Origin of the sequence: Algibacillus agarilyticus (genome assembly GCF_003286125.1) — a bacterium.
GTDB lineage: Bacteria > Pseudomonadota > Gammaproteobacteria > Enterobacterales > Alteromonadaceae > Algibacillus > Algibacillus agarilyticus.
In genome coordinates this window covers 36656-50542 of sequence record NZ_QMED01000003.1, presented here as the reverse complement: position 1 = coordinate 50542, position 13887 = coordinate 36656, and the positions used below count along the sequence as shown (strand labels likewise).

Annotated in this window: 8 protein-coding genes; 5 read left to right on the top strand and 3 right to left on the bottom strand. The window is 37.6% G+C overall.

The window, feature by feature from the left end; all coding sequences use genetic code 11:
* Nucleotides 1-49 precede the first annotated feature (49 nt).
* The 3 genes from bioD to DPX34_RS03655 all read left to right on the top strand — a co-directional run bounded on the left by bioD (nt 50) and on the right by DPX34_RS03655 (nt 5438).
* The gene (bioD, locus tag DPX34_RS03665) at nt 50-724 is read left to right on the top strand and encodes a dethiobiotin synthase (RefSeq protein ID WP_111977066.1); all 675 of its coding nucleotides are present in this window, start codon (nt 50-52) and stop codon (nt 722-724) included.
* Nucleotides 725-1086: 362 nt separating this feature from the next.
* Nucleotides 1087-2733, top strand: a complete 1647-nt coding sequence (gene pgm / locus DPX34_RS03660; RefSeq protein ID WP_111977065.1) for a phosphoglucomutase (alpha-D-glucose-1,6-bisphosphate-dependent) — start codon at nt 1087-1089, stop codon at nt 2731-2733.
* A 104-nt stretch (nt 2734-2837) separates the two neighbouring features.
* Complete coding sequence (locus tag DPX34_RS03655; RefSeq protein WP_111977064.1) at nt 2838-5438, top strand: glycogen/starch/alpha-glucan phosphorylase; 2601 nt, start codon at nt 2838-2840, stop codon at nt 5436-5438.
* A gap of 448 nt (nt 5439-5886) precedes the next feature.
* On the opposite strand, the gene DPX34_RS03650 is transcribed toward DPX34_RS03655, so the two are convergent.
* Nucleotides 5887-6516, bottom strand: a complete 630-nt coding sequence (locus tag DPX34_RS03650) for an arylesterase (protein ID WP_111977063.1) — start codon at nt 6514-6516, stop codon at nt 5887-5889.
* 16 nt (nt 6517-6532) lie between these two features.
* Here DPX34_RS03650 and DPX34_RS03645 point away from each other — a divergent pair, with 16 nt between their 5' ends.
* Both DPX34_RS03645 and DPX34_RS03640 read left to right on the top strand, forming a co-directional pair.
* Nucleotides 6533-7219, top strand: a complete 687-nt coding sequence (locus DPX34_RS03645) for an ABC transporter ATP-binding protein (protein WP_438938508.1) — start codon at nt 6533-6535, stop codon at nt 7217-7219.
* 133 nt (nt 7220-7352) lie between these two features.
* Nucleotides 7353-9860, top strand: coding sequence for an ABC transporter permease (locus DPX34_RS03640; RefSeq protein WP_111977061.1), 2508 nt, complete (start codon nt 7353-7355; stop codon nt 9858-9860).
* A gap of 60 nt (nt 9861-9920) precedes the next feature.
* Here the strand turns inward: DPX34_RS03640 and DPX34_RS03635 are convergent, their stop codons facing one another.
* On the bottom strand, nt 9921-10934 hold the full coding sequence (locus DPX34_RS03635; RefSeq protein WP_111977060.1) for a helix-turn-helix domain-containing protein: 1014 nt from the start codon (nt 10932-10934) through the stop codon (nt 9921-9923).
* Between the two features lie 180 nt (nt 10935-11114).
* Nucleotides 11115-13883 carry a two-component sensor histidine kinase BarA gene (gene barA / locus DPX34_RS03630; protein ID WP_111977059.1) on the bottom strand — a complete coding sequence of 923 codons (2769 nt, stop codon included), beginning with the start codon at nt 13881-13883 and terminating at the stop codon, nt 11115-11117.
* Nucleotides 13884-13887 lie beyond the last annotated feature (4 nt).

The following is a 13887-nucleotide window of genomic DNA, read 5'->3' as shown; positions in this document are numbered from 1 at the left end:
TAACTGAAGAACGACCACACGTGATTTAGGGAAATTTTGGACAAACCTGATGCGAAAAATATTTATAACCGGAACTGATACGGATGTTGGTAAAACATTGGTCACCGCGAGTTTATTAAAACTCTATAAGAGCACGCCATTAAAAGTCGCGGGATTTAAACCGATTGCGGCGGGTTGTGAACCCACAGAAAATGGACTTCGAAACGATGATGCATTACAGCTTCAAGCCAATAGTTGCCAATTTTTTCCATACTCATTAATTAACCCAATCGCATTTGAACCACCCATCGCGCCTCACATTGCGGCTAAAGCGATTAATCAATCAATTAGTTTCTCATGCTTAGATCAAGCACTTGAGCAATGGAGTGCTGCATCAATTGATACCCTTTTGGTTGAAGGCGCGGGTGGTTGGTTTTTGCCCATTGATGAGCAAGGCAATACACTAGCGCAATGGGTAAAGAATCATAAAATGGATGTGATATTAGTGGTCGGCCTTAAGTTAGGCTGTTTAAATCATGCCTTAATGACTGAGTGTTTAATAAAAAATGCAGGTTTAAATATCGTGGGTTGGGTTGCTAATATGGGAACAAGCCCCATGTCTTATGTAGATGATAATTTAGCTCACTTAAAGGCACAAATCGACGCACCATTACTGGGCGTTATACCCACTTTAACGAGCAAAGAAAGCGCATCAGCATATTTAAATATTGAAAAAATCAGCTAAAATAAGCTGTAGTCGTGTAAGAATGTTGTCATTATTAACTGGCAATATTCTTGCAAGATAGATTTATCATTATCCCCCAAATAGCTTATGGACAAATAAATAAATGGATTTTTACATCAAAACTTAAAAAATTTAACACTAAATGACCACTGCATTCGTATGTTGTGGTTCTACCTGTTGTGAATTCCCCTATCTTTAATCAATAATTAGCGACATCTGATGTTGATTGCGGCAAGTGAATGAAGGCAGCGTAGAAATAGATAAACACATTAAAAAATAATTTACGCAATTTTTAAACACAATAATCCGCGCTGTTCTTTTTAAGTTCACCTGCGAGAACAATAAAAATAAGGAATCAACCTATGGCGTTGCATGAAAGAGCAGGTCAACCGACTCAAGCTCAAGACTTAACTAATATTTCACGTTTAGTGAGCGAGTATTATTTAAACACCCCTGATGCATCAGATCCGACTCAATTAGTGAGCTTTGGCACTTCAGGTCATCGAGGCTGCTCGTTTAATTATACGTTTAATGACACGCATATAGCCGCTATTTGCCAAGCATTAGCAGAATATCGTTCACAGCAAGGTTATTCGGGTCCTATGTATGTGGGGATCGATACACATGCGCTATCAGAATGTGCGTTTGCTACGGCTGTTGAAGTCTTTGTTGCTAACGGTGTTGATGTAGTGATTCAAGCGGGCCGTGGTTACACCCCAACGCCGGTCATTTCACATGCTATTTTAGGCTATAACAAAGGGCGTACGTCGGGCTTTGCTGATGGTGTCGTTATTACACCTTCACATAATCCACCTCAAGATGGTGGTTTTAAATACAATCCGCCAAACGGTGGGCCGGCTGATTCAGATGTAACTAACTTAATACAAGCGCGTGCGAATCAACTTATCGTTGAAAAATTATCGAGTGTTAAGCGTACTCCATTTGATCGCGCGATCAAGAGCGTGACTGAACACGATTATATCAAACCTTATGTTGATGATTTAGACCAAGTTTTAAACTTAAAAGCGATTGCTGATTCAGGCTTATCGATTGGTGTTGACCCGTTAGGCGGTTCAGGCATTGCTTATTGGGATGTAATCGCTGAAACCTACGGTTTAAATATTAAAAAGGTTAATAACTTTATCGATCCAACTTTTTCTTTTATGCATTTAGATAAAGATGGAAAAATTCGCATGGATTGCTCTTCACCTTATGCGATGTCAGGTTTAATAAGCTTAAAAGAACAGTTTGATATTGCCGTGGGTAATGATCCAGATTATGACCGTCACGGTATTGTTACTCGCAGTGCTGGCTTAATGAATCCTAATCATTATTTATCAGTTGCTATAAATTATTTATTCCAACACCGTGAAGGGTGGGATAAGTCATTAGCGATAGGTAAAACGCTAGTATCTAGTTCAATGATCGACCGAGTTGCGAAATCATTAGGTCGTGAATTAAAAGAAGTCCCGGTAGGCTTTAAATGGTTCGTTGATGGCTTACATCAGGGTACTTGTGGTTTTGGCGGTGAAGAAAGCGCGGGTGCTTCTTTCTTACGTAAAGATGGTACGGCATGGTCAACCGATAAAGACGGTATTATTTTAGCGCTACTAGCGGCAGAAATAACAGCCGTAACAGGTAAAGATCCAGCGCAACATTACCAAGCTTTAACGCAAGAATACGGTGCTCCAGTTTATAAACGGTCTGATGCTGTGGCTTCTTTAGCTCAAAAAGAAGTCCTTAAAAACTTAACGGCTGATGATGTTGAAGCTAACACATTGGCGGGTGAACCGATTATATCCAAATTAACACATGCACCTGGTAACGGTGCTGCAATAGGTGGATTGAAAGTAATCACTGAAAATGGTTGGTTTGCTGCGCGTCCATCTGGAACCGAAGATATCTACAAAATTTATTGTGAAAGCTTTTTAGGTGACGAACATATTCAAACGATCGCGACCGAAGCTCAAGAAATAGTAAACCAAACTTTTAAAAAGGCTGGTTTATAAGAAAATAAGCGGCTTGCTTGCAAGCCGCCTTAAACCCAGCCGCTTAGCTCGAAGTACCAGTGTGTTATGGTGTAGCTAGTGGCATAAATTAATGAAGGTTATTTATGACGACGACAACAACTAAAACTCGCCGTACAGCTAAAGCGACTGCTAAAAAAACAGTCACTAAAAAATCAACAGCTGCAAAAACGACTAAAAAAACGGTTGAAGCAATTAAAACAATATCGAATGCAACCTTTGTTGATCCAAATGAACGATTTGATATATCGACAGAAGAATTAAAAGACTCCATTGTAAAACATCTACATGTCACGCAAGGTACTGATCAAAATAAAGCGAATGAAAAAGCATGGTTTAATGCAACGGCAGCTGCCGTTAATGAAATAATTTTTGAACGAGTAACCAAAACACAAAAAACACACTTTAATAAAGATACACGCGCGGTGCATTATTTATCGCTTGAATTTTTAATGGGCCGTTTACTTAAAAATAACATGTGTAATATTGGCTTAATGGAAACCGCGGCGGCGGCGCTCACTGAACTTGGTCAAGATTTTCATGCGGTTGCGGAAGAAGAACCTGATTTAGCCCTCGGTAATGGTGGCTTAGGTCGTTTAGCGGCTTGTTTTATTGATTCCTTAGCGACTTTACAATACCCAGCCATTGGTTATGGTATTCATTATGAACATGGTTTATTTAACCAAACATTTCAAGATGGTCGCCAATTTGAGCGACCCGATAGTTGGCGCGAATACGGCAACCCGTGGGAAATTTGCCGCCCAGAATCTGTACAAGAAATCCCAGTTTATGGTTATGTAGAAACAAAATACACTGACGAGGGTAAGGTTCAAAAAGAATGGCATCCAGGTCGAATTATAAAAGGGGTTCCTTGGGATATTCCGGTTGTGGGTTACGGTGCGACCACGGTTAACGTTTTGCGTTTGTGGGAAAGCCGTGCATCTGATTTTTTCAATTGGGATGTATTTAATGCCGGTGGTTATTTAGATTCTCAAGTTGAAAATGTTCAAGCCGAAACGATTTCAAAAGTTTTATACCCAAATGATGAAACAGACCAAGGTAAAGAGTTACGTTTAATTCAACAATACTTTTTCTGCGCTTGCTCGATTAAAGATATTGTGCGTCGATATAAACGTGCGCACGGTGAAGATTGGAGTCAATTTGTAGAGCAAGTCGTTGTGCAATTAAATGACACGCACCCTGTTGTTGCGATACCTGAGTTAATGCGCATTTTAATTGACAGAGCGGGTATGGAATGGGATCAAGCATGGGATATCTGCCAAGGCGTCTTTGCTTATACTAATCATACTTTATTACCTGAAGCGCTAGAAAAATGGTCTGTGCGTTTATTTGAAAAGGTTTTACCACGCCATTTAGAAATTATTTATGAAATTAATAGCCGCTTCCTTAACGGTATATGTGATCAGTTCTTCCCTGGTGATGATGCGATAAAATCAAAATTATCTATTATCCAAGAAGGCAATGAAAAAATGGTTCGCATGGGTAATTTAGCGGTTATCGGTAGCTTTAAAGTTAATGGGGTTGCACAAGTACATTCTGCTCTTGTTAAGTCTGATTTATTCCCTGAGTTTAATGAAATTTGGCAGGATAAATTCACTAACGTAACAAATGGTGTTACGCCTCGACGTTGGTTGAAGTCTTGTAATCCACGTTTGTCTAATTTAATCAGTGAATATGCAGATAAAGATTGGCCAGTAAACCAAGATAAAATTAGAGCTATTGAATCGCTCGCTGATAACGCTAAATTCCAAAAACGCTACATGGATATTAAACATGAAAATAAAGTTGATTTAGCCGAGGTTATTAAGGACTTAACCGGTGTTGAAGTTGACCCGACAGCACTATTTGATATTCAAATTAAGCGTTTACATGAATATAAACGTCAACAACTTAATTTAATTCATATCATGGCCTTGTATCGTCGTTTGTTACAAAACCCTGATTACCCAATGCCAAAACGCGTATTTATATTTGGTGCCAAAGCAGCGCCTGGTTATTATCTTGCTAAAGAAATCATTTATGCAATTAATAAAGTGGCTGATCGCATCAATAATGATTCTCGCATTAAAGATAAGTTGAAAGTTGTTTTCTTACCTAACTATCGAGTTTCACTCGCAGAAAAAATGATCCCAGCCGCTGATGTGTCTGAACAAATTTCTACTGCGGGTAAAGAGGCGTCTGGCACGGGTAACATGAAGCTAGCACTTAATGGTGCTATTACGGTTGGCACATTAGATGGCGCAAATATCGAAATTGCTGAAGAAGCAGGCGAAGATAATGTGGTTATCTTTGGTTTAACGGTAGATGAAGTTAAAAAAGCTAAAGCGGATGGTTATAACCCTTGGGATTATTATTACGGAAATGAAGAGCTAAAAGCCGTATTAGATTGGTTTGACACTGATTACTTCACGCCAGGTAAACCAGGTGAGTTAGCTGCAGTTAAACGCAGTTTACTTGATGATGGTGATGCCTACTTATGTTTGGCTGATTATGAATCTTATTCAGAAGCGCACAAAAAAGTTGATGTTTTATTTAATGACAAAAAGACATGGGCACGCATGGCTATTATGAACACAGCTCGAATGGCTAAGTTTAATTCAGATCGTTCAATACAAGATTACGTTGATAACATTTGGAAACTCGAAGCTTTCTCTGTTGTTGAATAAAATTTGAATGCATTAAATTTTAGGTGACAAATTTAAAGCCGTATTATTTCTTTAATACGGCTTTCTTGTTGGTCTCAAACGTTATTTCTTCAAACCTTCAAACCTTCAAACCTTCAAACCTTCAAACCTTCAAACCTTCAACTCAAGCTCTGTATTAATTAATGCCAATTCATATAAATAAGTGATCTCTTAGAATGCATCCAGCGGTTTTTGAACAAGGCGTCGGTGTACAGGAATGGTTGTTCCCTTTCAAATACCGATAACGCAGGTCAAAAGCCGCTGGGGCATTCCTTTCAGGCGAGTTTTAAATGCGCTTACTCTGTGTTGTTCGAACTCAAAAGAGCACCACGATTGATTCATTTAAGCGCCTTGATTAAGAGCATTAAAATGCTCGCTGAGTGGGCTCTTATTATTACGGATTGGTATAAGCTCGTTACCTAGGCTTAATTTAATATGACTTGGTTAATATGGCTTCTAGCGTCGTTCTTACTTTCTCTGCAATAATCGGTTGAGCTTTAGCATTAGGGTGTAAACCATCGGCTTGCATGAGTGCGGGGTCTAATACAACTGACTCAATAAACAATGGCACAACGGGTACTGCATATTCTTTGGCTACATCATAAAATAATTGACTGAAGCGTTTACTGTATCGATTACCGTAATTAGGCGGAACTTGCATAGCAAATAAAATAGGTTTTATGTTATTTTCTTTAGCAATGCGAATAAGCTGTATTAAATTTTGCTTAATTAAATTAAGCGAAAAACCGCGAAGCCCATCGTTTGCACCTAACTCGATTATTAGCCACTGGGGCTCATGCCTTTTAATTAGGGTGGGGAGACGAGCTAAACCGGCATCGGTTGTTTCACCACTAATACTTGCGTTAATTAAACTCAGCGGTTGTTGTGCTTCTAACCAATATTGATTTATTTGATGTACCCATGATTCTTGTGTAGATAAACCGTATCCTGCACTTAAACTGTCACCTAACACCAGTATTTGCGTTTTGGTCGAGTTTGCCTGTACATAAAAAGTAAAAGTAAGTATTAAAACTAAGAAACCATTTTTGAGACTAAACATGCTAAAGAATAAACCTATTTTAAATGTAGAAACACTGACTAAGACTGTAAGAACTAATGAGCAAGAACTCAAGCTACTTTGTCCCACAACCTTTGCAATTTATCCGAAAGAAACCGTTGCAATAATTGGTGCTTCAGGATCAGGTAAATCTACCTTATTAGGCTTGTTAGCAGGGTTAGATAGTCCGTCATCGGGTGAAATTTGGCTAAATAATCATGCTCTTCACAAAATGAACGAAGACCAACGCGCTCAAGTTAGAGCAAATGATGTTGGTTTTGTTTATCAATCATTTATGTTAATTGACAGTTTAACGGCGATAGAAAACATTATGTTACCACTTGAATTAGCGGCGCATAAAGAGGCTAAAAATTTGGCTGATAATTGGATAGACCTTGTGGGACTCTCACACCGACCTGATCATTTTCCCAATCAACTCTCCGGTGGTGAACAGCAGCGTGTTGCGATCGCACGTGCGTTTGCTTGTCAGCCTAAATTACTGTTTGCCGATGAGCCAACCGGTAATCTAGATGAAACGAATAGCCAATTAATTGAAGATTTATTATTTCAATTGAATGAAGAAAATGACACAACATTAGTGATAGTGACACATGATAATCAATTAGCTGAAAAGTGTGATCGCATTTTTAAAATGCAAGCTGGCGTAATAACGGAAACAACAGCTGAAGTTAAAACCAAGAACTAAATGATCGTTATGTTATAGAGAATAACCTCACGGTAAACACTCTGCCTAGTATAAATGGGTAAATACGGCTAAAAAAACGCTGTAGTTACTCAAATAGCCAATAAAAATACAGTTAAGGTACAAATAAAAAAATATGTTATTTAACTTATCTTATCGATTACTTAAACACGAGCTTAAAAGAAATGAATTAACCATTATGTTAATCGCTATTATTTTAGCGGTTGCATCTGTTTATTCCCTTTCAAGCTTTAGTCAAAAAATGCAGGATGCAATTAATGTCAAAAGTAGTGAGTTTTTAGCGGCAGATGGTGTTTTATCGAGTGGTAAACCGATAAATGAGCGTTTAATGCCGCCAACCGAATTAGGTTTGCAAACGGCCGATCAAATTCGTTTTTCATCAATGGTGTTTTTTAACGATGAAATGATGCTAGCAACCGTTAAAGCCGTTGATAATGCATATCCTCTAAAAGGGACTATTTTTACCCAGTTGGACCCCTTTGGCCATAATGTTAAAACTAATGTAAAACTCAGCCCTGGTGAAGTGTGGTTATCGGCAAAATTTTTTCAAACATTATCGGTTGCATTAGGTGATTCTGTTGAAATCGGTGATGCAATATTTAAAGTAACGGCGATACTGGGATCTACCCCTGATCAAGGTTTTAGTCCCTTTACAACCGGGGCGCAAGTTTTAATTCATATTGATGACGTACCGAGCACTCAGGTTATTCAGCCTGGCTCTCGTATTCATTATCGATCGTCATTTACGGGCTCGCCTGAAAAAATGACTCAATATGAGGAATGGCTTTTACCACAATTGAGTGATGATTTACACCGTTGGAAAACCATCAATGATGAAAGCACACCAGTTGGAAACTCAATTAAAAAAGCCAGTCGTTATTTTTTGATTGCCAGCTTAATTAGTGTTTTACTCGCTGCTGCAGCGGTAGGGGTCGCCGCGACACAATACGCAGAACGTCATTTTGATATGGTCGCTATTTTTAAAACGATTGGTGCAACTAAAAAGCAAATCATTGAAGTTTTCACATTACATTTGTCTTTATTGATTTTAGTCGGGGTAAGTGTCGGGCTTGGCGTTGGATATATTATTGAATGGGGAGTCTTTGAATTTATTAAAGCCAAATTGCCGGTTGAATTACAAATACAGACAATAAGTTATAAAGCTTTGTATCTAGCGGCTTTTACGGGGATTACATGTGCAGGGGCTTTTTCGATTGTCCCAATGCTGAAGTTGTTTAATGCTTCTCCGTTACGTGTTATTCGACGCGATATGTTGTCGGTATCCTCTTATACTATTTTGGCTTATATCGTGTCTGTTCTCAGCATCTTTATGTTGATGTATTTATTTAGTCAAAGTTTGATGATTTCAAGTATTTTGTTTGTCGGCAGTTTGGCCGCAGTGGCCTTATTACTGGCCATGGCACGGTTTGGTATTTGGCTATCGAGAAAAGCCAGTAAAGATCGCCATTCTGCTTTAAAGTTAGCAATTGCACGTTTATATGTTAATGCGCGCTCTAGTAGTTTGCAGTTAATTAGCTTGACGATCGCGGTGCAATTGTTTTTGTTGGTGCTGGTACTTCGTGGTGATTTAATCGGTCAATGGCAAAACCAATTAAAAGAGGGAACGCCGAATTATTTTATTGTCAATGTGCCGCATCATCAAAAAACGGTTTTTGAAACATCATTTTCTGAAAACAATATTGAAGTCACCGATTTGTATCCTATCATTCGGGGCCGCTTGATTGCCGTTAATAACGAAGTTTTATTTGATGAAGTAAGCAAGGAGAAACCGAAAAAAGCGGATGAGAACCGACGAGAAAGCATTGGACGTGAATTAAACTTAACAACACATCAGCAAATACCTTATATGAATACCCTTGTTGAAGGTGAATGGTGGACTAAATCTACAACTGACTCTCAGGTTTCAATAGAAGAAAAACTCGCTAAACGTATGAAAATTAAGTTAGGTGATGAATTGAAATTCATGATCACCGGCAGCGAAATAAATGTGAAAGTCACCAGTATTCGTAAGGTAAAATGGGAAAGTATGACGCCTAACTTTTTCATGATATTTAGTGATGACGTTTTAGCTGATTTTAACGCTTCATATATTGCTAGTTTTCATTTACCTACTGATAGAGCCGCGGATTTAAATCAACTGATGATGCAATTCCCAACGAGTAGTTTGATAGACATCAACCAGATCTTGGCACAAATGAAACAAATTGCAGGGCAAGCCTCAATGGCTATTGAATTTATATTTGTGTTAGTGTTAATCGCGGGTGTGTTAGTAATACAAGCTCAAATACAGGCCAGTATGGCAACACGTAAACAAGAAGTCATGGTGTTACGAATACTGGGGGCCTCCAGTCATTTCATTAGTCGCAGTATTGCATTTGAGTTTATGTTTTTAGGTGCACTAGCGGGCTTGTTAGCTGCGATCACAATGGAAATTATTTTGGCAGGCGTACAAATTTTAGTTTTCAAAATGCAATGGTCACCGCATTTTGAATTTATTATATTAAGCCCAATTGCCTGTGCATTAATATTGGGTATTTTTGGTCAATTAGCCTGTAGTCGCGTTCTGTTAAGAAGCGTTAAAACACAAGCGAGTACTTTGTAGCACAGACTGAAACGCCGTATCATTCCGAAGCCCGAAGTCAATTTTCGGAATGATACAAAATTATTTCTTTTTATGGTTGCCAGGAGAATAACCGTAGTAGTTTTTAAACGCGCGTTCAAATGCACTGCGGTAACTATATCCAAGTAACTCACTCACTTCTTCAATACTCATTTCTTGGTCTAAAAATTTAGATGCGGCTTTTAACCGCTGATCTTTAATATATTGACCAATAGATTCGTTGTAAGCTAATTTAAATTGTCTTTGTAATGTTGATACGCTGGTATTTAGCATTTCAGATAGCTGCTGAGCATTCGTGACCATATTGGCGTAATCGTCTATAAAGCTTTTCGCATTCTGCGCTAAATTGTGCTGACGAGATAATTGAACTTTAGCGTTTTTAATGCCATGAGTTTCAATTATTTCAATAATTTCAGAGACTAAACCAAATAAATTTGCACTCACTGCCAGTATGTTAGGACGATTATTTTGTGAAACTAATTTCATTAAGTCATCAAATTTCGCGCGCAATGTGAGAGGGGTATCAAGTTGCATAAACAGGTATTTTTCACGGAGTAATTGCTTTTTTAACTCATTGAAAGGCGCTTTACCACGGTTTGTTAATTGGCAAAGGTTGGTCAAGCCTTCATCATTCATGATGATGATCATATTTTTCAGCAAGCCTTCGTCATAACTGATCAGCTCAGATGTACCTTTGCTCAAGCCACTAATAGACAGTTTAGTGCGTAGATTACGGTTTTTATAACTTAAATTATAAGCGTTACAAAGATGGGCGTATTGAATTAAATAATAATTTTCATCTGCAAATTTTTCGGTGATCACGGCTGGTAATTTTTCATGACATACATAAACAGCGGCACCAGGCACTAATTTTAGTGAGCGATCTAAGCTGTGCAAATAATGATCTATTTTATCTGCATTAAACGGCACATCAAATTTAGGTTGACGTTCGAGGCATTGCTCTAAATCAGGTGCTGAACTGACGAAGCGCGACAAGTTATAATTGACAACTTGTTTACCTCTAATTTTTTGGGCTATCATTTCTCTATTTTTCATATTCTCTTGCTGCTTAGACTTGCAAGTACTACAAATAAGTTTAATAAATCAACTCAATGTAAACCAAACGCAACCATATTTCATCTATATCATTTTAGTTCAGTTTATAACGAAGGGTGTAAAATTTTTTATATCGATAATCGCGATGCAGAATAACTTAAAATTAAGGAAAAAATAAGGTTAATGTTGCAATTCTGCTGCACATTCTTGAATTTTTTCAATTGTTCTTAACAATTCGTTGATTGTTGATACTTGAGAGTCAATTGGCGCGTTACGTTTTAATTGACTTTCAATGTCATTGGCAAGACGTTGTAATTTTGGCGTACCTGTATAACTGGCAGTGCCATGTAGTTGATGTATAGAAATGAGCAACTGTGTTTTATCCTGATTAAATAAACTTGATTGAATCGCGGTTATCGCTTCAGGCAGTTCTTTTAATAGAATATCAAATAGTTCATAGGCGAGATCTTCTCGGTTATTGGCCCGTTCTAATGCAAGTTTCCAATCGAGAATATCATCATAATGTGGGATCAATACGGGCGTAGACTGTAATTCAGTTTGCTGTTGAATCATTTTAAATATCAGTGTATTGAGTTCAATTTCATCGATAGGTTTTGTGACATAAGCGGTAAAGCCTTGTTGCATGATACGTTGTTTTTCACTGGTGGATGCATGAGCGGTTACGGCTGCAATCGGTGTTGTTGTATTCAGACTATTTTCTAAGATAGCTTGGCAAGCGGTAATCCCGTCCATTATTGGCATTTGAATATCCATTAAAATCCCTTTGTATTTTTTTACTTTAGCCTTATCTAGTGCTTCTTGACCATTTTCTGCAGTATCAACTTGATAACCTTGCTCTGTTAGTAATATGAGTAAGAGTTTTAAGTTTAATGGATTATCATCAACGATCAGCAGTTCATGACTATTGGTGTCTGCAACCACTGAAGACGTATTTGTCTGCTGATGGGTGTTTTCAGGCTCATTAATAAGTTGAGCTTGTTTTTTATCGCAAGATTTAGCGAGTTGTTCAGCCAACTTTCTGACATTAAGTGGGTAAGTTACGGTTGTAAAACAATATTGGCTCGCTAAAGATTCTAACAACTTTATATCATCATAATAAGCGGCTAAAAATAAGTGTTTTGTTAATTTTTGCGCTAAAACAAGCATTTCAGTGTATTGACTCAACGATGTAAATTGACTGTTATAGGCAAACAAACAAATATCAAATAGGTGAGTATCAGAATTTAATTGTCTTAATTCGGCCAAATCATTAACAATGGTTACGTCAATTTTCCAATGTGTTAATAATTTAAAGAGTGTTTCTTTGGTATGCGGAAAAGGCTCGTAAATTAATACACTTTGCTGATTTAATGTTTGTATTGGTAAAGGTTCGGTTAAGGGCAGGGTGTTGATTTCATTTTTAAATCGTAAAGTGAAAGTTGAACCTTGGTTTACTTGGCTTTCAATACTAATACTGCCATTCATCTCTTTGGCTAAACGTTGAGAAATTACCAAGCCTAAACCTGTACCACCGTAACGTCGCGTAATGCTGGTATCAGCTTGACCAAAAGGTTCAAATATATTTTTTGTTTTTTCTTTGCTAATACCAATGCCGGTATCTTTAATGCTGACAATTATCTCTGCATTATTACCTGTTGCATTTAATAAGCTTAAATCAACACAAACAGAGCCTTGCTCGGTAAATTTGAGTGCGTTACCGATTAAATTAGTTAATATTTGTTTAACCCGCAGTTCATCACCCACTAAGTGGTCTGGGGTGGAATCATCAATATAAATTGAAAAATTTAAATTTTTATCACTGGCTGTTGGGGCTAATAAGGCCATGACTTCTTCAATACAATCTCTAATTGAATAGGGGACTTTTTCTAAAGTCATTCGGCCGGCTTCTAATTTAGAAAAATCGAGAATATCATTAATAATACTGAGTAAATTATTCGCCGAACTTTCGATCGTTTTTAAGTAATCGGTTTGGTGCTCTGTTAAGCCTGTTTTTAATAATTGACGAGTAAAGCCTAATACACCATTAAGTGGTGTTCGTAGTTCATGGCTCATATTCGCTAAAAATTCTGATTTGACTCGATTCGCTTCTAAAGCTCGCCTTTTTGCGATATCAAGTTCAACATTTTGTATTTCGATTTGTTCGATGCTTTGTCTTAAGTCACTGGTTGCTTGGTCAATATTATTATCTAATTCATTCTGGCTTTCAGATAACAAATTTGCTAAATCGACAAGTCCTACTCTTAGTTCATCAAACTCAGTTAATGGAAGCGGTTCTTTATGTTCAATCGGGTTATTGTGCTTAATTTGCTCTATGCTTTTTAATAAGGTGATTAGAGGGTCGTTAAACAATCGCACCAGAAATAATCCAATGCCAAAACTGATAATAATGGGGAGGGTAAGAATTAAAAAAGCGGTTAAATATATCTTATATTTATGGTTACTTGATTCGGCAGAGGTTAATTGCAACGCAATATAGGGTATTTTGTTAAGTCTTTTATCATCATCAAATGTCGCTTCATTAATTAGCGGTGTGCGTAATATTAAATAGTCTAATTCTTTTTCGATTAAGGTGACTTCGAAGCTATTTTGCCCAGGATCGACCCTAAGCATAGCAAAGTCGGGATGATAATTGCTGGTCGTGAGCAAACGGTTGTCGGCAGAAAAAACCGCAATACTTTTTACATATGGGCTGAACTTGCGTTGTGCATGATCAATTAATGATTTCAATCCTGCTTTATTTTCATTTTGGATAAAGACTGCAGAAGCGATAGCTAAGGGTTCCACGATATTTTTACCGTAGGTTGTCGATTTTTTTTCAAGTTCCACTAAAGCGCTCGCCGTTAAGTAAATAGCGATAAGGCCTGAAATAATGAAAGTAGGGGTTACCGTTAATAGTAAGACCCAATATTTTAAGCTTTTGTTATGCATTCTT